The sequence below is a fragment of the Archangium sp. genome (genome assembly GCF_036277355.1).
GTDB lineage: Bacteria > Myxococcota > Myxococcia > Myxococcales > Myxococcaceae > Archangium.
Genome location: NZ_DASUNC010000061.1, coordinates 59090 through 81572, shown reverse-complemented (window position 1 = coordinate 81572; position 22483 = coordinate 59090). Strand labels below are relative to the sequence as shown.

The 22483-nt window shown below is 68.5% G+C and carries 21 protein-coding genes; 19 read left to right on the top strand and 2 right to left on the bottom strand.

Features of this window, described 5'->3' with window-relative positions; genetic code table 11:
- The first annotated feature begins 13 nt into the window (after positions 1-13).
- Positions 14-1390, top strand: coding sequence for a hypothetical protein (locus VFZ09_RS15855; RefSeq protein WP_329728415.1), 1377 nt, complete (start codon positions 14-16; stop codon positions 1388-1390).
- 96 nt (positions 1391-1486) lie between these two features.
- Here VFZ09_RS15855 and VFZ09_RS15850 read toward each other — a convergent pair whose 3' ends face one another.
- Positions 1487-2350 (bottom strand): UbiA family prenyltransferase, encoded by an 864-nt coding sequence (locus tag VFZ09_RS15850; protein ID WP_329728414.1) that lies wholly within the window; start codon positions 2348-2350, stop codon positions 1487-1489.
- A gap of 456 nt (positions 2351-2806) precedes the next feature.
- Between VFZ09_RS15850 and VFZ09_RS15845 the strand changes: the two genes are divergently transcribed.
- From VFZ09_RS15845 to VFZ09_RS15765, 17 genes are all read left to right on the top strand, one after another.
- Positions 2807-4627 (top strand): methyl-accepting chemotaxis protein, encoded by a 1821-nt coding sequence (locus tag VFZ09_RS15845; RefSeq protein WP_329728413.1) that lies wholly within the window; start codon positions 2807-2809, stop codon positions 4625-4627.
- Between the two features lie 230 nt (positions 4628-4857).
- Positions 4858-5751: an alpha/beta hydrolase gene (locus VFZ09_RS15840; protein WP_329728412.1), complete on the top strand. Its 894-nt coding sequence runs from the start codon at positions 4858-4860 to the stop codon at positions 5749-5751.
- A 198-nt stretch (positions 5752-5949) separates the two neighbouring features.
- Positions 5950-7194 (top strand): cytochrome P450, encoded by a 1245-nt coding sequence (locus tag VFZ09_RS15835; protein WP_329728411.1) that lies wholly within the window; start codon positions 5950-5952, stop codon positions 7192-7194.
- 124 nt (positions 7195-7318) lie between these two features.
- Positions 7319-7963 (top strand): riboflavin synthase, encoded by a 645-nt coding sequence (locus VFZ09_RS15830; protein WP_329728410.1) that lies wholly within the window; start codon positions 7319-7321, stop codon positions 7961-7963.
- On the top strand, positions 7960-9192 hold the full coding sequence (ribB, locus tag VFZ09_RS15825) for a 3,4-dihydroxy-2-butanone-4-phosphate synthase (RefSeq protein WP_329728409.1): 1233 nt from the start codon (positions 7960-7962) through the stop codon (positions 9190-9192). The genes VFZ09_RS15830 and ribB overlap by 4 nt, the downstream gene beginning before the upstream one ends.
- A gap of 39 nt (positions 9193-9231) precedes the next feature.
- Positions 9232-9729, top strand: coding sequence for a 6,7-dimethyl-8-ribityllumazine synthase (ribE, locus tag VFZ09_RS15820; RefSeq protein WP_329728408.1), 498 nt, complete (start codon positions 9232-9234; stop codon positions 9727-9729).
- A 2-nt stretch (positions 9730-9731) separates the two neighbouring features.
- Positions 9732-10151 carry a transcription antitermination factor NusB gene (gene nusB, locus VFZ09_RS15815; protein ID WP_329728407.1) on the top strand — a complete coding sequence of 140 codons (420 nt, stop codon included), beginning with the start codon at positions 9732-9734 and terminating at the stop codon, positions 10149-10151.
- On the top strand, positions 10148-10639 hold the full coding sequence (locus tag VFZ09_RS15810) for a M17 family peptidase N-terminal domain-containing protein (protein ID WP_329728406.1): 492 nt from the start codon (positions 10148-10150) through the stop codon (positions 10637-10639). The genes nusB and VFZ09_RS15810 overlap by 4 nt, the downstream gene beginning before the upstream one ends.
- 50 nt (positions 10640-10689) lie before the next feature.
- Positions 10690-11064, top strand: coding sequence for a response regulator (locus VFZ09_RS15805; protein ID WP_043409781.1), 375 nt, complete (start codon positions 10690-10692; stop codon positions 11062-11064).
- Positions 11061-13394, top strand: a complete 2334-nt coding sequence (locus VFZ09_RS15800; protein WP_329728405.1) for a chemotaxis protein CheA — start codon at positions 11061-11063, stop codon at positions 13392-13394. The genes VFZ09_RS15805 and VFZ09_RS15800 overlap by 4 nt, the downstream gene beginning before the upstream one ends.
- A gap of 34 nt (positions 13395-13428) precedes the next feature.
- The gene (locus VFZ09_RS15795; protein ID WP_329728404.1) at positions 13429-13992 is read left to right on the top strand and encodes a chemotaxis protein CheW; all 564 of its coding nucleotides are present in this window, start codon (positions 13429-13431) and stop codon (positions 13990-13992) included.
- Positions 13989-14600 (top strand): chemotaxis protein CheW, encoded by a 612-nt coding sequence (locus tag VFZ09_RS15790; protein WP_329728403.1) that lies wholly within the window; start codon positions 13989-13991, stop codon positions 14598-14600. The genes VFZ09_RS15795 and VFZ09_RS15790 overlap by 4 nt, the downstream gene beginning before the upstream one ends.
- Positions 14597-16573, top strand: coding sequence for a HEAT repeat domain-containing protein (locus VFZ09_RS15785; RefSeq protein WP_329728402.1), 1977 nt, complete (start codon positions 14597-14599; stop codon positions 16571-16573). The genes VFZ09_RS15790 and VFZ09_RS15785 overlap by 4 nt, the downstream gene beginning before the upstream one ends.
- A gap of 25 nt (positions 16574-16598) precedes the next feature.
- Complete coding sequence (locus tag VFZ09_RS15780) at positions 16599-17468, top strand: CheR family methyltransferase (protein ID WP_414640706.1); 870 nt, start codon at positions 16599-16601, stop codon at positions 17466-17468.
- Positions 17465-18499, top strand: coding sequence for a chemotaxis response regulator protein-glutamate methylesterase (locus VFZ09_RS15775; RefSeq protein ID WP_329728400.1), 1035 nt, complete (start codon positions 17465-17467; stop codon positions 18497-18499). The genes VFZ09_RS15780 and VFZ09_RS15775 overlap by 4 nt, the downstream gene beginning before the upstream one ends.
- Positions 18500-18515: 16 nt before the next feature.
- Positions 18516-19307, top strand: coding sequence for a hypothetical protein (locus tag VFZ09_RS15770; protein ID WP_329728399.1), 792 nt, complete (start codon positions 18516-18518; stop codon positions 19305-19307).
- A 230-nt stretch (positions 19308-19537) separates the two neighbouring features.
- Positions 19538-20149 carry a transglycosylase SLT domain-containing protein gene (locus tag VFZ09_RS15765; protein ID WP_329728398.1) on the top strand — a complete coding sequence of 204 codons (612 nt, stop codon included), beginning with the start codon at positions 19538-19540 and terminating at the stop codon, positions 20147-20149.
- On the opposite strand, the gene VFZ09_RS15760 is transcribed toward VFZ09_RS15765, so the two are convergent.
- A complete protein-coding gene (locus VFZ09_RS15760; RefSeq protein ID WP_329728397.1) occupies positions 20143-20562 on the bottom strand; it encodes a hypothetical protein in 420 nt (139 codons plus the stop codon). The genes VFZ09_RS15765 and VFZ09_RS15760 overlap by 7 nt on opposite strands.
- Before the next feature lie 748 nt (positions 20563-21310).
- Between VFZ09_RS15760 and VFZ09_RS15755 the strand changes: the two genes are divergently transcribed.
- The gene (locus VFZ09_RS15755; protein ID WP_329728396.1) at positions 21311-22474 is read left to right on the top strand and encodes an ATP-grasp domain-containing protein; all 1164 of its coding nucleotides are present in this window, start codon (positions 21311-21313) and stop codon (positions 22472-22474) included.
- The last annotated feature ends 9 nt before the right edge of the window (positions 22475-22483 follow it).

Genomic DNA, 22483 nt, shown 5'->3' with positions numbered 1-22483 from the left:
GAGGGTGATGACGATGTCGGGTGACGCGAACGGTAAGGTGGGCAAGCACGCGGTCGTACTCGGTTCGAGCATGGCGGGTCTTCTGACGACCCGGGTCCTGTCCGATCAGTTCGAGAAGGTCACCCTCATCGAGCGAGACGAACTGCGGGACGATCCGGAGCCACGCAAGGGCACGCCCCAGATCCAACACCCCCACGTGTTGCTGGCCAAGGGCGCTCAAATCATGGCGGAGCTCTTCCCAGGGCTCTTCGAGGAGCTCGTGGCGGCGGGTTCGACCCCCGCGGAGATGTCCGACGCGGCCTGGTTCCACTCGGGCTATTGGTTGGTACGCGCCAAGACGGGGGTGATCGCCTACAGCCAGAGCCGGGGGTTGCTGGACTGGAAGGTGCGTCAGCGCGTGCGGGCATTGCACAACGTGGAGGTCATGGAGCGCTGCGAGGCCAAGGGCTACCTGGCCACCCCGGACAACACGCGCGTCACGGGTATCCGGCTCCACCGCAAGGGGGAGGCCGAGACGGTCCTGGACGGAGTGGACCTCGTGGTGGACGCGAGCGGCCGTGGCTCCCAGACGCCCCAGTGGTTGGAGCAACTCGGCTATCCTCGTGTACCGCAGACACTCGTCAAGACGGACGTCTGCTACACCAGCCGTATCTTCCACCGGCCCAAGAACCACCAGGCCGATTGGTTGATGGTGGCCATCTACGCCGAGCCGCCCCATGGCAAGCGCGTGGGCATGATCTTCCCCATCGAGAAGGACCGCTGGCTCGTGACGCTGGCGGGTTACCTCAAGGAGCATGCTCCGATGGACGATGCCGGGTTCCTGGAATACGCGCGCTCGTTGGCGCGGCCCGACGTCCATGATGCCATCAAGGACGCCGAGCCGGCGGGGCCGATCGTCCAGCACAAGATTCCCGGCAGCCAGCGCCGGCATTACGATCAGATGGATCGCTTCCCTGAGCACCTGGTGGTGCTCGGGGATGCGGTGTGCAGCCTCAACCCGCTGTACGGCCAGGGCATGACGTCCGCTGCCCTGCAGGTGATGCTGCTCGACAAGTGTTTGCGCAACCAGGCTCCGGGTTCCCTCACGGGCCTGGCGCAGCGGTTCCGCAAGCAGGTGCCCTCCGTGTTGCTGTTGCCGTGGATGATGGCCATGAGCCAGGACATGAGCCACCCGGAGGTGGAGGGCGCCCGGCCTCCCGGCTTCGGGTTGATGACCTGGTACACCAAGCAGATCATCTCCCTGGCCGCGCATGACGAGGAGGTCGTCCGCAGCTTCGCGAACGTGCAGCACATGCTGAAGTCCCCCGCGACGTTGTTCTCACCTGGCATGCTGTGGCGCGTGTTGACGGCACGCCCGCCGAAGGCCGGGACCTCTCACGCCTCGTCGTGATGGTCCGGACGGGCGGCGGGGCTCCGAGTCCGCGGACCCCACCTCCACCTGTCTGGTGGCGGTGGGTCCGCATCTCGCCCCGCGACGGGTATCTCCTCAGACGAGCACGAAGGTGCTCGCGAGCGCCAGGCAGTACCAGTAGGTGTAGTGCATGTAGGTCTTGTGGTCCTGCTCGGGGCGGTGCCGGGTGAGCACCTGGATGCAGATCATCAAGCTCGTGAGCGCGAGCAGGGCATCGAAGACGAGCACCTGAGGCGAGGCGCCGGCCATCGTCGCGGGCGCGCCCACCAGCCGCATCATCAGCAGGTGGGTGAGCACCGCCAGCGCGGCGAAGCCAACGCCCAGGAATCTGCGCGTGGCCGTGATGCCGAACACCATCGGGAATGTCTTGCGCCCGCAGTCCCTGTCCCCTTCGATGTCACGCAGGTCCTGCAGCGGCACCAGCAGGAAGACGGACACGGACAGGAAGGTGAGCCATTCGTTGGCTCCCTGGGGAACGATGGGGGACGCGATCCTCCATCCCGCTTCCAGTGACGCCCATACCCCCAGCCCCATCGACAGGTTCTTGATGAACCAGTTGCGCGCACCGCGCAGCAGGTTGTGGACGATGGTCACTGCCTGCCAGAGCAGGGTCCACTCCAACACCCCGAACCACCAGCCCACCAGCGTGTAGAGGGTCATGGCGAGCACCCACCGGATGCTCGCGCCCCGGAGCGACACCATTCCTCGTGCCAGCGGGCGGTCCGGCTTGTTGATCCGATCCTCCTCCACACCCATGAGCTGGTTGGAGAGACAGAACGTGAAGGCGTAGAGCGTGAAGTACAGCAGGCCCCGCCCCAGCTGCGGCACCAGCTCGAGCGCGGAACTTCCCGCGGTATGCCAGGCCGCCAGCCCGAAGATGAGGCCCGGCATCACCGCCGAGGAGATGTCCCTCCGGATGACCTGATAGATGAAGGACACCTCGTGTGCCACCAATGCCCACAGGGCGCGTGACCGCGGACGCTGACTCTCCTCCTGCGTCCCGGAAGGCGTTTCTGTCGGCCACGACTCAGTCAATGCTTTGGAGTCCATTGGGCCCTGTCTCCTCGACCCCCCTCGCATGTTGACCCACCTTTCGGACGGGCAGGGGCCACGGTTGCCCCCAACTCAGGAGGCCATAGAGCGACCTCTCTTAGCAGAATCTTCTTGGAAAGTCAAAATACAGGATAAGCCGTAAAACGAGAAATCTTTCAATGGAATCGGGTTTCCTGAACCGACCTCCTGGGTTCATCTCGCGGCAATCCGGGCAAGGGGACGGGGCCCCGTATTTCTGCTCTCCGAGCCAGGGGACGACCTGCACTTCACTGCGCTTTCCGGGTCGGCTATGGTCGGGTCAACCAGTACCTCCAGCAGGGCCACTTAAGGGCGCTTCTAGAAATGACGCCAACTGAGCTGAACGCGATCACCAAAAAGCTGTTCCAGAGCTATCAGAACCACTCGGGCATGGCGACGCCGCCGTTGGTCTACTTGACCATGCTGATCATGGATCACGAGGGAGAGCGGTCGCGCAACATCGCCATCGCGCTGCTTCCGGGGCTCATCGTGACGCTGGGTCTGCTGCTGCCCTTTTTCGTCATCCGCACCACGCTGAAGAAGGCGCTCGCCCACAATGCCGAGGACAAGCCCGGCGATCGGTTGACGCGCATCTTGAAGGTGCCGCGTACGATTGAGATGTACCTCACGACGGGGACGGGCATTGGTGTCGGTCTGTACGTGGGCCTTCCGGCCCTCTATTACGGGACGAGCCTCTGGGTGGTGCCCTGGGCCACGCTCGTCGCGATGCTGATTTCGCTGCTGGTCTGGCTGCAGATCCGGCTCGCCCTCGAGAAGCTCATGAGCCCGTACGCCATCGAGGAGTTCCATCGGCATCCCGAGGCGGCCCTCCGGGGGGGTGGACTCTTGTGGCCGCGGCAGCGCTGGTACCTGCCCTACGCGTTCGGGTTGTTCGTGGCGAACACGTTGGTGTTCACCGCCACCATCGTGGGGAAGGAGGCGCTCGGCGCCTATGAGGAGATGCGCAACCTCGTGGTGAGCAACTCCTCGCTCCCGTTCCTGGAGGTGCTGGAGCAATCCGTCGACAAGCTGAAGGTGAGCATCGGGGTTCCGTTGACGTTGCTGGGCATCTTCCTGCTGCTCAACGCCGCGCTGTCCGCGTGGCGGATTGCCCAGCACCAGTCCGAGGCGGCCCGGTGCGTGCAAGAGGCCATGCAGGCCCTGGCGTCGGGCAAGCCGAAGCTGCCGGATTGGATCTCCACCGATGAGGTGGGCGATCTCTCGCTGGCCACCGCGCAGGCCTTCGAGCAGCTGCGCGCCTTCTCGCTGTCGCTGGGAGAGTCGGCGAACAACCTGCGCGGCTCGGCCCAGCAGCTGGGGTCGTCCACCTCCAAGCAGACGGAGATGCTCACCCTCCAGGCGACGGCCTTGCAGGAGACCCAGGTCACCACCCAGGAGATCAAGGAGACCTCCGCGCTCGCCGCCCAGAAGGCCGAAGACATCCTGCACAAGACGGAGAAGGCCGACGAGATCAGCCGGCTGGGTCAGTCCGCCATCGAGCACAGCCTCGACAGCATCCAGCAGATCGGCGATCAGGTGCGAGAGATGTCGCGGCAGATCAAGGCGCTTGGAGATCGGGCGCGTCAGATCGGCAACATCACGACCACGGTGAAGGATCTGGCCGACCAGTCGAACATGCTGGCGCTCAACGCCGCCATCGAGGCCGTGCGCTCGGGTGAGCACGGCCGGGGTTTCGGTGTGGTGGCGCGCGAGATCCGCTCGCTGGCGGATCAGTCCATCAAGGCGACCACCAAGGTGCGGGAGATCCTCCTGGACATCAGCTCGGCCATTCGCACCTCGGTGTCGATGATGGAGCAGGGCACCGTGCGCGTGGAGGCCAGTATCGTCCAGGTGCGGGAGTTCGGCACCCGCATCCAGGAGCTCGCGGGCATCGTGAGGGACAACGCCGCGTCGGTGCGGCAGATCACCGCGGCCGTGACGCAGCAGAACAGCGGAATCGTGCAGATCGTCCAGGCGGTCACCCAGCTGTCCACGATGATGGACCAGACGATGGAGCAGCTGCGTGCCTCGGACGAGGCGCTGACCGTGGTGAATGGAGTGGCCGAGACGGTGACCCAGTTCGTGGGCAACTACGGTTGGCAGGGTGACCAGAAGCAGGAAGGGCGCGGCGACGCCCAGGGCTGAGCGGTTCGCTCCAGGCCCGCTGGCGCTTGTTCGAGGGCTGCCGCTGCGAGGGGGGCACGCGTCGACCGTGCCTCTACCTCGGCACCCTCCGCACCTCACTGTCGTGTTCTGTTCACAGCCTGAGCACGTCGAGCAGATGTGCTCCTGATTCCGATTAGCGGCATGCTGCCGAAGTGGCATCATCTGGAACGGAGTGCGGCGAGCGCACCTACTTCCCCTGGATGAATGACATGCAGCACGCCTACGCGAACATCAACGGCATCCGGATGCACTACGTCATGGAAGGGAAGGGGGAGCCCATCCTCTTCCTCCATGGATGTCCTGAATACTGGGGAGTCTGGAAGCGGTATCTCGCGGAGTTCTCGAAAGACCATCTGGTCATCGCTCCAGATCTCCGGGGTTACAACCAGACCACACGCCCCAACGAAGTCGAGCAGTACGGCATCAACCTGCTGGTGGAGGACGTGCGCGCGCTGTTGGAGCACCTGGGCCTGCGCGAGGTCACCGTGGTGAGCCAGGACTGGGGCGCGCTGCTGGGCTGGAGCTTCGCGCTGCGATACCCGGAGTGCGTCCGAAGGTTCATCACCGCCAACATCACACACCCTGCCCTGTTCAACCGCGAGCTGCGGGAGAACCCGAGGCAGCAGGAGGCCAGCAGATACATGCTGACCTTCTCCATTCCGGGCATCGGCGCCCAACTGGCGGCAAACGACTTCGCGTTCATGCGCCAGTCGGTCATCGAGGACGCTCGCAAAGGGGGGGCGCAGCTCTCGGACGAGGATGTCGAGGAGTGGGTACGGACCTGGGGGGCTCCTGGCGCCATCGAGGCCATCCTCAACTACTACCGGGCCGCGAGGCTCGGCCCACCGGACGGCAAGGGCTACCCGGGTGGCAGCAACCTCCTGGAGGGGGTGCCCCAGGAGAGGTGGAAGGTGAACTTCCCCGTGTTGATGCTCTGGGGGGATGCAGACCGCGCACTCCTGTCGGACTGCCTCAATGGGTTGGAAGAATACGTGCCCGATCTCACCCTCCATAAATTCCCAGGGGCGACACACTGGGTCACCTTGCAGCGGTCGGCACAGGTCATCCCGTACATCCGCGAATTCATGGCGCGCAAAGGGTGAGCGAGCTGCTCACACTGTCAGGGGTTGGGCCCGCTGGTCCTGACCCGGCGGGTTCCGCGGGCGCTCCGCGGAGCACGGCGCCAGGGCATCGCGTCCGGCACACTCTGGGTCTCACGAACGTCGACAACCCCGCCCGTAGCGCTTAGCCTCCCGCTCGTGCCCGACCCCACCGAGCCTGTCACTTCTACCAGGGACGCCATGGCGAGCGAAGCGGAGCAGTTCGACGGCAATCCCGTCAGCCCCAAGAATCTCCTCGAGCCCCTTCCTCTCTACAAGCGGCTGAGAGAGGTAGACCCGGTCTATTGGTCGGACGCGGTGCATGCGTGGTTCATCACGCGCTACGACGACGTGCTGAACTGCTTTCGCGATCCGCGCCTGAGCGCCAACCGGATGGCGTTCTACCAGGCCCAACTCGGGCCGCTCGAGCAGATTGGCCCGGGCCTCATCGACAATCTGATGTGGTCGCTCTCGCATCAGATGTCCATGAGGGACGGCCCGGAGCATATCCGGATGCGCCGGCAGACCTCCGCGGGGTTCTCGCCCCAGGCGCTCGATGCCTGGCGCCCGGCCATCCGCCAGACCGCGGAGCAGTTGGTGGATCGGGTCATGCAACAGGGGCGCATGGACGTGGTGAAGGCGGTCTCCACCCAGCTGCCTCCCATCGTGATCGCGGAGTTCCTCGGGATTCCCCGGGAGGATCGCGACAGGTTCCTGGAGTGGTCGCACCCCATCGCGGATTTCAATGCCCCCGCCGCGGGCACCGACGTGGTGGCATTGGCCCGTGAGAGCAACAAGGCGATCGGGGAGTTGGTCCAATATCTCAAGGGCCTCATCGAGGAGCGTCGCCACAACCCCGGGCAGGACGCGCTCAGCAAGATGCTGCAGGAGCAGGCGGCAGGGCGCATGACCCTGGACGAGCTGGTGTCCAACACCAGCCTCATCCTCTTCGCCGGACACACCACCACCACGGATCAGATCAGCAACGGTCTGTACGCGCTGCTGACGCATCCGGAGGAACTCCAGAAACTCCAGTCGGATCTCGGCCTGGTGAAGTCCGCCGTGGAGGAGATGCTGCGCTTCAGTCCGGCGGTCCCTTTCATGCACCGGATCGCCTCGGAGACCTTCGAGCTGCGTGGCAAGACCATCAAGAAGGGGGACGTGGTGTTCATGGGGCTGGCCGCCGCCAACCGCGATCCCCAGGCCTTCCCGGATCCAGATCGGTTCGACATCAGCCGCGACCACCTGCACAACAAGCACATGGCCTTCACCTTCGGGCCCCATCATTGCATTGGCGCGGGTCTGGCTCGCCGCGAGCTGGAGATTACATTCGAGGTGCTGTTGACGCGTCTGCCGGGCCTGCGCCTGGACGAGGAGCAGGCGCCGCAGCTCAAGTGCCACAGCCTGATGTTCCGCGGTTTCGAGTCTCTGCCCGTGCGGTGGTGAAGCCACGGGCAAGAGCTTCCTCCTGGACGGCATCCGGGGGTGATGGCCCTCGTGAGCTTGCCTGGGGGGTCGAGGCAGGCTCTAGCGGAACCTCGTGCTGGAATCCGTTATAAGCCAGCCCGAAATGTTTACCGGACTCATCCAGGACATCGGTGTGGTGGAGCGGGTCATCCCCGGAGGGATGACGGACGTGTGGATTCGCACGGCGCTGGGCGCGAAGGACTTCGCGCTCGGTGAATCGATCGCCGTGGACGGCGCCTGCCTGACGGTGGTGGAGCGGAGCGGGGAGTCGTTCCGGGTGCAGGCGGCCCCGGAGACGCTCCGGCGCACCACCCTGGGAGCCGTGGCCCCCGGCTCGCGCGTCAACCTCGAGCGGGCGCTCGCGTTGGGCGACCGGCTGGGCGGCCACCTCGTCAGCGGTCACGTGGACGCCGTCAGCGAGGTGCTGGAGACGCGGCCCGAGGGCGGCTCGTGGGTGATGGTGTTCCGGCTCCCCGAGGCCCTGGCGCCCTTCTTCATCGAGAAGGGCTCGGTGGCCATCGACGGCATCAGCCTCACCGTCAACTCGGTGGGGGTGGACCGCTTCAGCGTGCAGCTCATCCCCGAGACGCAGGAGCGCACCACGCTCCGGGCCAAGGCCGTGGGCGAGCGGGTGAACCTGGAGGGGGACATGATTGGCAAGTACGTGGCGCGGCTGGTGTCGCTGCGCCAGGGCCCGGGTGGCGGGCTCTCCGAGGCGGTCATCAAGGCGGCGGGTTTCGGCGGATGATTCGAAGGAAAGGCCAGGAAGCAATGGCGCGCGGTGGCAGGCAGCACGAGTCGGACAGCATCTCCCTGGTGGAGCGGGCGCTGGCGGAGATCCGCAAGGGGCGCATGGTCATCCTCACGGATGACGAGGACCGGGAGAACGAGGGAGACCTCGTCATGGCGGCGGAGAAGGTGACGCCGGAGGCCATCAACTTCATGGCCACCCACGGGCGCGGGCTCATCTGCCTGTCGCTCGTCGAGGAGCGCATCCGCCGGCTCAACCTGCCCCTCATGGTGCAGGACAACACCTCCTCCTTCCAGACGGCCTTCACCGTCTCCATCGAGGCCGCCCAGGGCGTCTCCACCGGCATCTCCGCCGCGGACCGTGCCCACACCATCCAGGTCGCGGTGGCCCCCGACGCGAAGCCGAGCGACCTGGCGCGCCCCGGCCACGTCTTCCCGCTGCGCGCCCGTGACGGCGGCGTGCTCGTGCGCACCGGGCAGACCGAGGGCAGCGTGGACCTGGCGCGTCTGGCCGGCCTCACGCCCGCGGGCGTCATCTGCGAGATCATGAACCCGGACGGCACCATGGCCCGCCGGCCGGACCTGGTGAAGTTCGCCCGGAAGCACAAGATGGTGCTGCTGTCCGTGGCCGACATCATCCGCTACCGGCTGGAGCGCGAGCGGCTCATCCGGCGCATCGGCGAGGCGACGCTGGAGCGCCGGGGGCAGGGCACCTTCCAGGCCTACACCTACGGCAGCGACGTGGACAGCGCGGTGCACGTGGCCCTCGTCAAGGGGGACATCTCCGGCCGCGAGCCCGTGCTCACCCGCGTCCACCGGGCCTGCCTCGTGGGAGATCTGCTGGGCAGCGCCGGGTGCGACTGCGGCAGCCAGCTCGAGCAGGCCTTCCAGCGGATTCAAGAGGCGGGGCGCGGCGTGGTCGTCTTCCTCCAGCGCGACGTGCCCCCGAAGAACCGCCTGCAGTGCACCCACGTCTCCAACGAGGAGGCGGTGCCGGGCAACAACGATCAGACGCGCCTGCGCGAGTTCGGCGTGGGGGCGCAGATCCTCAAGGACCTGGGGCTGTCCCGGCTGCGGCTGCTCACCAACAACCCCAAGAAGATCGTGGGGTTGGAGAGCTACTCGCTGGAGGTGGTGGAGCAGATTCCGCTCACCCTGTCCGCCGAGCCCGTCCGGCGGGTGGCCGCGCGCCGTCCTCCCCGCCGCCGCACGACGAAAACTCTGTAGGGACGCCAGCCGGGTGGCTGGTGTAGAGAGGGGCCGCACATGCCTCGCTACATCGAAGGTGACTTTCTTCCTCCCAAGGGCCGTTTCGCCATCTGCGTGGCCCGTTTCAACGCGTTCATCACCGAGGAGCTGGTGAAGGGCGCCGTGGACACGCTGGTGCGCCACGGAGTGGCCGACGGAGACATCGACGTCTTCCGCTGCCCCGGCACCTATGAGCTGCCGGCGCTCACGCGGCGCGTGGCGGACTCGCGCGCCTACGTGGGCATCATCACCCTGGGCGCCGTCATCCGCGGCGGCACCCCGCACTTCGACTACGTGGCGGGCGAGTGCGCCAAGGGCATCGGCACCGTGGCCTTCAACGCCCAGGCGGCCGTCACCTTCGGCGTGCTCACGTGCGACACGGTGGAGCAGGCCATCGACCGGGCCGGCGTGAAGGCCGGCAACAAGGGCTCGGAGGCCGCCGCCGCCTGCATCGAGATGGTCAACCTCCACGCGAAGCTGGCCACCACGCTGGCCTCGGACGGGAAGAAGGGCTAGCCATGGGCGCTCGGAGAACCGCACGGGAGCGCGCATTGCAGGCGCTCTACCAACTGGAGATGACGCCCGGCTCCGTCCACGAGGCCCTGGAGTCCGCGTGGGCCGCCACCGAGGAGTCCCACCGCGAGGCCGAGGCGGTGAAGTTCGCCCGCGAGCTGGTGGACGGCGTCATGGGCAACCGGGCGGAGATCGACCGGCTCATCGAGCAGCACAGCCACAACTGGCGGTTGGACCGCATGTCCCGCATCGACCGCAACGTGCTGCGCCTGGGCGTCTTCGAGCTGAAGTACCGCCCGGACATCCCCAAGAAGGTGTCCCTCAACGAGGCGGTGGAGCTGGGCAAGAACTTCGGCACCGAGGAGTCCAGCGCCTTCGTCAACGGCCTGCTGGACCGCGTGGCCGTGGCGCTGGGGAAGCAGTGAACGTCGCCGCCTACGACATCGGCCTGCAGGGCCTGGACTCGCTGGAGGGGGTGGACGCGCTCTGCCTCTTCGTCGGCGAGGACGACCGGCCCCTGCCGGGCTCGGCCGGTTTCGTGGACTGGCGGCTGTGCGGCGCCCTGTCGCGCGTGCTCCAGTCCGGCTTCTTCGTGGGCGCCCAGGGCGACTCGCTCCTGCTGCCCGCCGATGGCCGCTTCCCCGTGCCCCGCATCTTCGTCGTCGGCCTGGGGCGCAGGAAGGGCCTGGATGCCTCCTCGCTGGGTGAGGCGCTCGCCAACGCCGGCCAGGTGCTCGCCCGGGCGAAGGTGGAGGGCGTGGCCTTGGAAATCCCCGGCACCGGCGCGCTCGACGAGGCCGCCCGGGCCGCTTCCCTGACAGACAAGTTCATCCCGGCTTTCAAGGGAGGCAAGAAGGTCGCCGTCCTGGCGGACAAGGATCTGGCACGCCGCCTGCCCGGACGTAAGGGCTGAAGCTCGCCGCCGCCCTCCGTTCTGCTACGATGGGGGGCCGGTTCCAACCCATGAAGTTCAAGATCCTGATCGTGGAGGACTCCAAGGCGTCACGCGAGCTGATCGCCGCGACGGTGGAGTCCATCTCCGGTCTGGAGGCGATCGCCACCAGCAGCGGCTTCGAGGCCCTCAAGCTCCTGCCCCGGCACCGGTTCGATCTCATCATCACCGACATCAACATGCCGGACATCAACGGGTTGGAGCTCATCAACTTCGTCAAGAAGAACCCCAACTACCGCGACACGCCGCTGTTCATCGTCACCACCGAGGGCCGTGAGAAGGATCGCGACCGCGGGCTGGCGCTCGGCGCGGCGGAGTATCTCGTCAAGCCCTTCTCACCGCAGAGCCTGGTCGGGCTCGTGCGCCGCTATCTCAAGCTCGCGTGAACCAGGCCGGAAAAGCACTCGCGGAGTTCGTTGCCGAGGGGACGGAGATCCTCGAGGCGCTGGGCAAGGATCTGCTCGTGCTGGATCAACAGCGCGGCTCGGACCCGGACCCGGATCTCATCAACGGCATCTTCCGGGCGGCGCACTCGCTCAAGGGCCTGTCCGCGCTCTTCGGGCAGGAGCGCATCTCGAAGCTCGCCCACCAGGCCGAGGATCTGCTGGACCGGCTGCGGCTGGGCAAGCTGTCGCTGGACGACCAGGTGCTGGACTCGCTCATCGAGGCGCTGGACGTGCTCCAGGCCCTGTTGGCCGAGGCTTCCCGCGAGGTGTCCTCGGATGCCCTGAGCGGGCGGGTGACGGAGCTGGGCTCGCGGCTGGCGAACCTGGGCGTCACGTCGGCGGCCGTCGACGAGGATCCGCTGGATCGGCTGGAGCTGGACGCGCAGGTGCGCGCCGTCTTCACCGAGTACGAGGAGCACCGCCTGCGCGAGAACGTGCGCCGGGGCGTGGCCCTCTACCGCGTGCGCGCCGCGTTCGACCTGTCCGACTTCGACACGGGGCTGGCCGAGCTCAACTCGCGCCTCAAGCCGCTGGGCGAGGTCGTCAGCACGCTGCCTTCGTCGGAGCCGGGCGGGGCCTCGGGCATCGCGTTCGATCTCATCTTCGGCGCCAAGGTGCCGGAGGCGGAGCTGGCGGCGAAGCTCCAGGGCACGCCCGCGCAGCTCTTCTCGCTGAAGGTGCGTCCCGTGGGGAGTGCGCAGGCCCCCGCGGCGCCCGCTCCCGTGGCGCAGTCCGTGGCCCAGGGGATCCGCCCGTCCGCCCCCGCCGCCGATGCGCCCACGCCTCCCAAGAAGCCGCGCAAGAAGCGGGCTCCCAAGGGGAGTGGCGCGGAGACGCCCGCCCCGGCCGTGACGGAGAGCCTCGTCCAGGCCCCGTTGCTGCGCGCCGTGGAGGAGGCCAGCCCGGAGGATCTCACCCAGGGCGTGCTGGAGGCGATGCGGATGGGCGAGTCCTCCTCGCCCCCCCGCCCCGAGCTGGCCGGGCCCCCGGTGCGCACGCTCACGGACGAGCCGGCGTCCCCGCGCGGCCCGCGGATGGAGAACGAGTCGGCGCGCTCGCTCACCCAGACGGTGCGCGTGGACATCAGCCGTCTGGACGCGCTGATGAACACCGTGGGCGAGCTGCTGCTCATCAAGGCCAACCTGCAGCGCATGGTGGAGACGGCGCGCCAGCAGGAGGGCTCGGTGATGCTCTCCAGCAAGCTGTGGGGGCAGGAGCTGTCGCGCGAGACGCGGCAGTTGGAGCGCAAGCTGGACGCGCTCCAGCAGGGCCTGCTCGAGGCGCGCATGGTGCCCGTGGGCCAGGTGTTCGACCGGCTCGCCCGGCTGGTGCGCCGCATCGCCCGGGACGCGGGCAAGGAGATCGACTTCGTCATCGGCGGCGGCGACGTGGAGCTGGACAAGCTCATCGTCGAGGAGCTGAGCGATCCCCTGATGCACATCATCCGCAACGCCATCGACCACGGCGCGGAGTCGCCGGAGGCGCGGATGGCGGCGGGCAAGCCCCGGCGTGCGCGCGTGTCGCTGCGGGCCGAGCAGAAGGGCAACCACGTCGTCATCGAGGTGAGCGACGACGGAGGCGGCATCGACGAGCTGGCCGTGCGCGACATGGCCCTGCGCAAGAACCTCATCACCGAGGTCCAGGCGCGGGAGATGAGCCGGCGCGAGCTGCTCAACCTCATCTTCCTGCCGGGCTTCTCCACCGCCCGCAGCGTGTCCGAGCTGTCCGGCCGCGGCGTGGGCCTGGACGTGGTGAAGAACAACATCGGCAACCTGTCCGGCATCATCGACGTGTGGAGCGAGCGCGGGCAGGGCACGGCCTTCCACCTCACGCTGCCCGTCACCCTGGCCATCATCCGCGCCCTGGTGGTGGGCGTGAGTGGCCGCACCTACGCGGTGCCGCTCAACAGCGTGCTGGAAATCCTTTCCGTGAAGCCCTCGGAGATCCGCACCGTGGAGCGGCGCGAGGTGCTGGACGTGCGCGGCACCACGCTGCCCCTGATGCGCCTGGCCCGGCAGTTCGGCCACCCCGAGCGCCAGAACGACCGGCACTTCGTGGTGGTCGCCGGCCTGGCCCAGGAGCGGCTGGGCATCGCCGTGGACGAGCTGCAGGGCCAGCAGGACATCGTCGTCAAGTCGCTGGGTGGCCGCCTGCAGGGCGTGCGAGGGATCTCGGGCGCCGCGGACCTGGCCAACCGGCGCACCGTCCTGGTGCTGGATGTCGGTGCCCTGCTGGAGGAGGGGATGAGCCTGGAACGACGCCGCGCGTGATGTCTCCGGCCGTAGGGCTGCTATCCTCTACCTCGTGCCTTCCCTGTCCGTCCTGCTCGACAGCTTCTTCTACCGTCCGGATGAGGACGTCGGCCCCATCCAGGAGCTGGTGGCCGGCACCGATGAGACCGTCGAGCCCGTTCCCGAGGAGATCCCCGAGGAGTACCTGGCCTTCCGGCTGGAAGGGGAGCACTACGCGGTGCCCATCCACGGGGTGCGGGAGATCGTCAAGGTTCCGCCGCTCACCGAGGTGCCTCGCGCCGCGGCCAACCTGCTCGGGGTGATGTACCTGCGCGGCGAGGTGTTGCCCGTCTACGACATCAAGGTGAAGCTGCGGCTGGCGGACAAGGCGCCGCTGGTGGCGGGTCCGGATGCGGCGGAACCTCCGCGCGGCGCGCGCATCATCGTGGTGCAGACGGCGGACGGGCTGGCGGGCATCTGGGTGGACTCGGTCTCCGAGGTGGTGCGGCTCCGGCCCTCGATGCTGGAACTGGCCCCTCCCGGCGTGGGCGGCGGCGAGCGTGACTGCGTGGTGGGGCTCGGGCGGCGCAAACAGCAGCTCTTCATCCTGCTCGACATCTGGCAGGCCCTCACATGAGACAGCGCTTCAACGTCCTCAGCCAGCTGACGCAGTCCCAGGCCGACGAGTCCGCCGCGGCCGAGAGGGATCCGCTCGTCCAGCTGTGCGCCTTCTTCGTCGGGCCCGAGGAGTACGCGGTGGACATCATGCGGGTGGAGGAGATCCTCCAGCCCCAGCGCCTCACCCCCATCCGCGGCGCGCCGCCCTTCATCGAGGGCGTCATCCGCCTGCGCGGCTCCATCATCCCCGTGGTGGATCTGCGCAAGCGGCTGCTCGGCGTGGAGGCCCCGGTGGATACGCCGAAGACGCGGCTGCTGGTGTGCTGGCTGGGCCGCAGGCGCGTGGCCTTCACCGTGGACCGCGTGTCCGAGGTGGTGCGGCTGCGGCGCAGTGAGATCAAACCCGCCCCGGCCATTGGCGCGGTGGGCCCGGCCCCCTTCGTCGTCGGCGTGTACGGCGAGCAGGAGAAGCGGGAGCAGGAGAAGCAGGAGAAGCGCCAGCCGGAGCGGCGCGGGCTGGAGCGGCGCGCACCGGATGCCCGGGGACAGGAGCGGCTCAAGCTGCTGCTGGACGTGAAGGCGTTGCTGCTCTCGGAGATGGTGTGCGACCGGAGGGTGAACGGATGATGGAGGAGGGGCGGAACGCCGAGGAGGCGCGTTACCGCGCCCTGCTGGAGCTGGACGTGTCCGCCGCGGGCGCACGGGAAACGCTCGTGGCGGGGCTCCATGACGAGAGCTGGCGGGTGCGCCGCGCCGCCGCCGACGGCCTCACCCGGGTGCCCGAGCGCGACAAGGTGGTGGAGCGTCTCATCTCCGTGCTGGGCGAGCGCGACGAGACGGGCGCGCGCAACGCGGCGGCCGAGTCGCTCGCGGGCATGGGCGCGGAGGCGGTGGGGCCGCTGGTGCGGCTGCTCGGGCACGTGGATCCGGATCAACGCAAGTTCGCCGCGGACATCCTCGGGCAGCTGGGACAGCCCCAGGCCGAGGACGCCCTGGTGCAGGCGATGATGCAGGACACGGACCTCAACGTCCGGGTGGCCGCGGCGGAGGCGCTGGGCCAGGTGGGCGGCAAGGTCGCGGCCCGCGCGCTGGAGCGCATCCTGTACGACCCCGAGCCGCTGCTGCAGTTGAGCGCGCTGGAGTCGCTCGCGGCCCTGCGCCACCCGCCGCCCCTGCCGGAAGTGGTGCGGTTGCTGGGAAATCCCACGCTCAAGCGCAGCGCCTACCGGGTGCTGGGCCTCATTCCGCAGGTGGCCGCCACGGAGCTGGTGTGCCGGGGACTGGGCGCGGAGTCTCGCTCCACCCGCGAGGCGGCGCTCGTGGCCCTGGGCACCCAGGCGAGCCTGGCCGAGCCGTCCCTGCGGCCCGAGATGGAAGCGGCGGTGCGGCTGGCGCTCAAGCGGCTGCCGGAGGCGGTGGGGTGGGTGGCCAGCGCGCTGGAGTCGGATGACATCGAGCTGAAGGCCGGAGCGCTCGTGGCGGCGGCGGCCCTGCGCGAGCCGCAGCTGGCGCCCCTGGTGGCCGAGGTGGCGCAGGAAGAGCGGCTGATGCCGGAGGTGATGCGCACGCTGGCGTACTTCGGCCCGGAGACGGGGCGCGAGCTGCTGGCGAGCATGGATCGGCTCTCCTTCCCGGCCCGCGAGGTGGCGGGGCACGTGCTGGTGGAGCTGGTGGACGCCACGTTCGTCCCCGAGCTGGTGCAGATGCTCGACTGGGGCGAGGTGGACCTGAAGGCGGTGGCGGTGCAGGCGCTGGGGCGGACGAGCTCGCTGGAGGCGGTGGAGCCCCTGGCGCAGCTGCTCTCGCACCCGGAGCTGGCCGGGCCGGCGGTGCGCGCGCTGGTGACGCTGGCCGCCCACTTCCCCAAGCAGGTGGTGCAGGCGCTGGAGTCGGCGCTGGAGCACGGGGCGGAGCCGGTGGTGCTGAGCGCGCTGGTGCGCGTGGGAGGCACGGCCATGCTGCCCCTGGTGCGGCGCACGGCGCGCGAGGCCTCCGTGCCGCTGCGGGCCACTGCGGTGGAGGTGCTGGCCGCGGTGGATCCGGTGGGCGGCCTGGAGCTGGCGCGCCAGTCGCTGACGGACGAGTCTCCCCGGGTGCGCACCGCGGCGGTGCGGGTGCTGGGCCAGGTGGGGGACAAGACGATGGCGGGGCTGTTGAAGCAGGCCCTGGCCGACGAGGCCCTGGAAGTGCGGCTCGCCGCCCTGGATGCGGTGGGGGAGTGCGGGGCCCTGGAGCGGGTGGCGGACCTGGAGGCCCTGGTGCCGCACCCGGATGGAGCCATCGCGTACCGGGCGGTGCAGGCCCTGGCGCGGCTGGGGGCGCTGCGGGACGAGGTGCTGCGGAAGGCCGTGGGCCATGGAGACCATGAGGTGGTGAAGGCGGCGCTGATGGCGGGCGCGGCCTCGTCCGAGGGGGTGTCGCTGGCGGTGGGGCTGCTGGGCCACGCGAGCTGGGACGTGCGGGCCGCGGCGGCGCGGGTGCTGGGAGACTCCGGTGGGCCCGAGTGCCTGCCGGCGACACGGGCCGCCCTGGCGGCCGAGATGGATTCATTGGCCCGCCGCGCGCTGGTGGACGCGGTGGAACGGTTGTCTGGGCGCTGAGCTGCCGCGGAGGTTCCCGGGGGTGATGCCTTTCGATACAGGCAGGCCGGAGATGACCGCGGAGGAGTTCCGCCTGCTGCGGGACTTCGTCTACGGCCATTGCGGCATCCTCGTGCGTGACGACATGAAGTACGTCATGCAACGGCGGCTGTGGCCGCGGCTGGAGGCGCTGGGCCTGACGGACTTCAGCGCCTACTACCGCTACCTGCGCTTCGACGCGCAGCGCCGCGCCGAGCTGGAGACGGCCATCGAGGCCCTCACCACGCACGAGACGTACTTCTTCCGCGAGCCGCGCCAGCTCAAGGCCTTCTCCGAGGAGGTGCTGCCCCAGCTGGAGCGCCGCAACGCCCGTACGAAGCGGTTGCGCATCTGGTCCGCGGGGTGCTCGTCCGGGGAGGAGGCCTACACGGTGGCCATGCTCCTCAAGGACAGCGGGCGCTTCGAGGGCTGGGACGTGGAGGTGCACGGCACGGACATCTCCCGCCGGGTGCTGGCCGCCGCGCGCCAGGGCGAGTACGGGCCCTCCGCGCTCCGCGCCACGCCTCCGGACAAGGTGGCCCGCTACTTCGTCCACGTGGGCCCCAACCGCGTGCGCGTGCGCGACGACATCCGCGCCTGGGTGTCCTTCGGGCACCACAACCTGCAGGATCCGGACGCGGCCCTGCACATCACCCGGCCGGACGTCGTCTTCTGCCGGAATGTGATGATCTACTTCGACACGCCCGCGCGGCAGCGGGTGTTGCGCCTCATCTACGACAAGCTGGTGCCCGGCGGTTACCTCTTGCTGGGGCACTCGGAGAACCTCATCAACCTCAGCGCGGACTTCGAGCTGGTGCACCTGCGCAGTGATCTCGTCTACCGCAAGCCGGAGCTCGGCGGAGGAGGCAGCCCGTGAGCGCCCACGAGCCCGTGAAGGTGCTGGTGGTGGATGACTCGGCCCACAACCGGCGGCTGCTGACGGAGCTGCTCGAGTCCTCGCCGGACGTGAAGGTGGTGGGCACGGCGTGCGACGGCAACGAGGGCCTGCGTCAGGTGCTGGCGCTGCACCCGGACGTGGTGACGCTGGACCTGGAGATGCCCCGGCTGGGCGGGTACTCGTTCCTGCGGCTGCTGAAGAGCTCGGCGCCCACGCCCGTCATCGTCATCTCCAGCTACGCGCACAAGACGGACGTCTTCAAGGCGCTGGAGCTGGGGGCCTTCGACTTCATCGCCAAGCCGGCCAAGCCCACGCCGGACGTGCTGGAGAAGCTGCGCAAGGAGCTGCACGAGAAGGTGCAGGCGGCGAGGCTGATCCGCCCGGCGGAGGTGAAGCCGGTGGCGCGCAAGCCGAAGGTGACGCCGCTGGAGCCCTCGTTCGTGGTGGGCATCGGGGCGTCCACGGGCGGGCCACCGGCGGTGCAGCGGCTGCTGGAGTCGCTCGCGCGGGAGCCGTCCATGTGCCTGCTGGTGTGCCAGCACATGCCCAAGCAGTTCACCCGCGCCTTCGCGGAGCGGCTGGACAAGCTGGGGCCCTTCTCCGTGCGCGAGGCGCAGGAGGGAGACGTGCTGGCCCCGGGCCACGTCTTCATCGCGCCCGGCGGGCGGCAGCTGGTGGTGTACCGGCAGAACGGGCAGTACGTGGTGGGCACGCCGCCGCCGACGATGCAGGACAAGCACGCGCCCTCGGTGGATCGGCTCTTCATGAGCCTGGCCGAGGTGTTCGGCTCCAAGACGATCGGCGTGGTGCTGACGGGGATGGGCTCGGACGGGGCGGTGGGCGCCAAGGTCATCCGCAAGGCGGGCGGCGAGGTGTGGGCCGAATCCGAGGAGACGGCCGTCATCTACGGCATGCCCCAGGAGGCGGTGGCCACCGGCGCGGTGAGCCGGGTGCTGCCGCTCGGGGAGATCGGCCCGGCGCTGGTGGATCTGGCGCGCAAGCGCCGGTGACGGTAGAGGCAGTGGCATGAAGACGTTTCCCACGGAGTTCGCGGAGCTGCTCACCCCGAAGGGGCGGCGCATCCTGGAGGGGAAAGACAGCGAGGCCTGTGGGGCGCTGCTGCGGCCGGGACAGCGCTTCGTGGCGCTCGGCGGGGTGCTGGACGCGCGCAAGGCGGTGGCGTGCCGGGAGCTGCTGGAGAAGGCGCTGCGCGACACGCTGACGCAGATGGAGGATGCGATTCCCCCGGAGAGCATCTGGGGGATGACGGAGAACTACGCGGAGCTGCTGCCCAAGACGGTGCGGGTGAGGACGGCGCTGCTGGAGAGCCGGCGCTCGCGCTCGTGGAAGGCGGCCGAGGCCGTGGGGCTGGTGGCGATGATGCGCTCGGAGAGCTTCGCGGCGTTCGCGTCGTCGGTGAGCGGGCGGGCGCTGCGGCGCAAGTGGGGGATTCAGGCGCTGTGCTACGGCCCGGGGGACTACACGGGCCCGCACAACGATCACCACCCCGAGGACGCCGAGGCCTTCGACGGCTACGTGGACATGCACCTCACGTTCGCCACGCCCGCGGTGGCGCACCAGTGGCTCGTCTACGCGAAGGGCGGACACTTCTCGGAGATGCGGAGCGTGAACACCGTGGGCGGCATCACGGTGTACCGGCTGCCCTTCTGGCACTACACGACGCCGCTGATGGCGAAGCCGGGCGCCGAGGAGGACGCACGGCGCTGGGTGCTGCTGGGCACGTTCCTGGACGCGCCCCGGGAGTACCGCCGGGGCACGGCCATCGAGCCGCCTCCGTCCGTCGCTCGGCCCGGCTGAGGCCCGGCCCCCGGGTGGTGACTTCGGTCACCAGGGGGTGAGGGCAGTCACCAGGGGCAACCCGTGTAGAGCGGTGCCGGCTGTCACCAGGTGCGGCCGGAACCCGAGTGCATGTGCGTGGAATCAAGGACTTGCGGGCCCGGGGAGGAGGGCGGGGTGCATGGCACGCCTCCTGCTTTGTGCCGGTGCATCCGCAGTCACTTCGCTTCCGACACTTCGAGGGCACGCACATGGGCAACTACAGCATCAAGGCCGGGGACACGCTGAGCAACATCGCGCAGCGCTATCACACCAGCGTTGGCGAGCTGATGAAGGCCAACACGCAGATCAAGGACGCGAACCTGATCTACGCGGGTGCGAAGCTCAACATCCCGGGCAGCAAGGACGAGTTCGTGTCCGCCTCTGGCCCCAAGGGCGTGAACCTCGACGGGGGAGCCTCCACGAAGGGCGCGCAGGCCAGCGCTCCGGTGGGCAACGTGCCGCGGGGGCAGGTGGGGGATTGGATCAAGGAGGCCATGCAGAAGCTGAGCGCCGCGGGCGTGCCGGCCGACAAGATGAACCCGCAGGACATCGCGCGCATCATCGAGCACGAGTCCAGCGGCAACCCCAACGCCATCAACCTCTGGGATCAGAACGCCAAGGATGGCCACCCGTCGATCGGCCTGATGCAGACCATCCAGCCGACATTCGACGCGTACAAGCTCCCGGGCCACGACAACATCCGCAACCCCGTGGACAACATCATCGCGGGCGTCCGCTACGCGGTGGAGCGCTACGGCTCCGTGTCCAACGTGCCCGGCATCAAGTCGCTCGGCCAGGGCCAGTCCTACGTGGGTTACTGAGGGGCCGGTATCCGGGCCACCTTCTTCGCGTGCGAGATCGACTCCAGATGTTCCTGCCGCAGGGGTCGATCGCGACGAAGCCGGAGCGCTCTCCGCTCCGCGTCCTCCAGCATCTCCCATGCCTCGCGGGCCTGCCGAGGGAAGAGGTGGAGTGACTGCACGTAGAGGCAGGCGACGTGAACACGCATGCCCAGATCGCGGAAGCCGAGTTGCTGGATGCGGCGGAGCCATCGCCCGAACTCCTTCCACGGCATGTCGAACCCGAATGCCTCGGTCAGGATGGTCTTCGCGATGATGCGCTGCACCGCGAGGCGCTGAGCCGGAGTCTTCGTTCTCTGAAGCCACCGCTTCTCCAGCTTCAGGAGTTCGCGCTTTCGCTCTTCATAGGGCGCCCTGGCCTTGAACAACTCCATGAAGAGGGCATCGAGCTCCTCACCAAACGTCGGGGCTCTCTCTTGCCGTGAAGTCACCTGGGTCACGCTCCTGGACACGGCTTTTCGTTTGCACGCAATGGCCAGAAGCCGTGGCGCATACAGGCCTCGTAGCACGCCTTGCACTGCGACTCACCCCAGACCCGGCCATCATGCCTGCCACTTCTGCACTTCATGTAGTGGTCCATGCAGATGTCCCTCCACTTCTCCTTCTCGTCGAGAGTGGGAAGCTCAGGGATCGGCGCGGCTTCTGCCTCGGGGAGTGCGGTCTCTGCTCGCCCAGGTAGCAGCTGATTCGGTTGCGACTGCGGGGTGGGTGGAGCGACGGTTGCGCACCGTTCGTACTCTCCGGGGTGCTCCTTCAAACAGCATGAGACGGTGTTGTCGGCCGGATTGCACTCGCCAACGTGTGCACACCCAGAGGCCAGGAGGAAAAGACCTGCTGCGAGAACCATCGCTCGATACGGATGGCCACGACCGACGACATGGGCTCGTTGCATGACCTGACTCCAGGCACTGGCGGGTAATCCGGCCGCCTGGGTTATCCGCTCGAGGCTCGGCCTGGTTGCGTCCTCCCAAGCCACGTTCGGCCTGACAGGGGCCCGGGGCACCGGAGGCGCTGGCCTGCTCGTGGTGCGGTTGTCCCTGATCTCCCTTCACTTTGATTGCCGCTCTGCGTCATCATCGAGCGGCATCGGGAGCGCGTCAGTCACCCGCCGGAAGTGCCGCCATGAACGTCGTCTTCATCTCCCCGCAGTTTCCGCCCCAGTTCTTCCACTTCGTCACCGCTCTGCGCGAGCTCGGGGTGAACGTGCTGGGGATTGGCGATGCTGCCTACGACTCCCTCCGGCCCGAGCTGCGCGAGGCCCTCACCGAGTACTTCTTCACCCCCAACCTCAACGATTACGACGCCCTGCTGCGCGCCGCCGGCTACTTCACCTGGCGCCACGGCCGCATCGATCGCATCGACTCGCTCAACGAGACGTGGCTCGAGATGGAGGCGCGCCTGCGCGAGGACTTCCACGTGCCGGGGCTGCTGCCCTCGGACATCGCCCGCCTGCGCTCCAAGCAGGGCATGCATGACGTCTTCAAGGGCGCGGGCGTGCCCCACCCGGACGCCATCCCCGTGAAGGACGTGGCGGGCGTGAAGGCCTTCGCCCGGAGCGTGGGTTACCCGCTCGTCATCAAGCCCGACGTGGGCGTCGGCGCCGCGCGCACCTTCAAGGTGTCCAGTGACGCCGAGGTGGATGCCGCCTTCGCGGAGTCCCTGTCCGGCTACGTGGCGCAGGTCTTCGTGCGCGGCACCATCGTCACCTACGACGGGCTCGTGGACCGGGAGGGGCGGATCATCTTCGTCTTCAGCCACGAGTACAGCGACGGCATCATGGAGTCGGTCCTCGAGCAGCGGGACCTGGCCATCTGGAGCCACAAGCAGATTCCTCCCGCGCTGGACACGCTGGGACGCAAGGCGGTGGCGGTGCTCGGGCTGCGCGAGCGCTGGTTCCACCTCGAGTTCTTCCGGCTGTCGGACGGGAGCTACGTCGCGCTGGAGGCCAACCTGCGTCCGCCCGGGGCCTACCTGCCGGACATGATGAACTACGCGTGCGACATCGACGTGTACCGGCTCTGGGCGCGGATGCTGGCCGGGGAGGACGTGCGGAGCTTCCGCTACGAGCCCAAGTACCACGTGTGCCACGCGGCCCGGCGCTCCAGCCGTCAGTACCGCTACGGCCACCAGGAGGTGGTGAACCGGCTCGGCGAGTCGCTGCTGCTGCACCGCGAGATGCCCGGCGTCTACCGGAGTGCCCTGGGGGACGAGATGTACCTCACGCGTCACCGGGAGCTGCCGGCGATGCAGGAGGCGCTGCGCTTCATCCAGCAGACGCGCGCCTGAGCGGGGCGC

Bases quoted from the DNA above. Each gene is read 5' to 3' on its own strand.
- nusB (WP_329728407.1), top strand. From the start codon at position 9,732: ATGGGCGCTCGGAGAACCGCACGGGAGCGCGCATTGCAGGCGCTCTAC.
- VFZ09_RS15770 (WP_329728399.1), top strand. From the start codon at position 18,516: ATGAAGACGTTTCCCACGGAGTTCGCGGAGCTGCTCACCCCGAAGGGG.
- ribB (WP_329728409.1), top strand. From the start codon at position 7,960: ATGATTCGAAGGAAAGGCCAGGAAGCAATGGCGCGCGGTGGCAGGCAG.
- VFZ09_RS15760 (WP_329728397.1), bottom strand. From the start codon at position 20,562: ATGGAGTTGTTCAAGGCCAGGGCGCCCTATGAAGAGCGAAAGCGCGAA.
- VFZ09_RS15855 (WP_329728415.1), top strand. From the start codon at position 14: ATGTCGGGTGACGCGAACGGTAAGGTGGGCAAGCACGCGGTCGTACTC.
- VFZ09_RS15765 (WP_329728398.1), top strand. From the start codon at position 19,538: ATGGGCAACTACAGCATCAAGGCCGGGGACACGCTGAGCAACATCGCG.
- VFZ09_RS15805 (WP_043409781.1), top strand. From the start codon at position 10,690: ATGAAGTTCAAGATCCTGATCGTGGAGGACTCCAAGGCGTCACGCGAG.
- VFZ09_RS15755 (WP_329728396.1), top strand. From the start codon at position 21,311: ATGAACGTCGTCTTCATCTCCCCGCAGTTTCCGCCCCAGTTCTTCCAC.
- VFZ09_RS15840 (WP_329728412.1), top strand. From the start codon at position 4,858: ATGCAGCACGCCTACGCGAACATCAACGGCATCCGGATGCACTACGTC.
- VFZ09_RS15785 (WP_329728402.1), top strand. From the start codon at position 14,597: ATGATGGAGGAGGGGCGGAACGCCGAGGAGGCGCGTTACCGCGCCCTG.
- VFZ09_RS15830 (WP_329728410.1), top strand. From the start codon at position 7,319: ATGTTTACCGGACTCATCCAGGACATCGGTGTGGTGGAGCGGGTCATC.
- ribE (WP_329728408.1), top strand. From the start codon at position 9,232: ATGCCTCGCTACATCGAAGGTGACTTTCTTCCTCCCAAGGGCCGTTTC.
- VFZ09_RS15835 (WP_329728411.1), top strand. From the start codon at position 5,950: ATGGCGAGCGAAGCGGAGCAGTTCGACGGCAATCCCGTCAGCCCCAAG.
- VFZ09_RS15780 (WP_414640706.1), top strand. From the start codon at position 16,599: ATGCCTTTCGATACAGGCAGGCCGGAGATGACCGCGGAGGAGTTCCGC.
- VFZ09_RS15790 (WP_329728403.1), top strand. From the start codon at position 13,989: ATGAGACAGCGCTTCAACGTCCTCAGCCAGCTGACGCAGTCCCAGGCC.
- VFZ09_RS15845 (WP_329728413.1), top strand. From the start codon at position 2,807: ATGACGCCAACTGAGCTGAACGCGATCACCAAAAAGCTGTTCCAGAGC.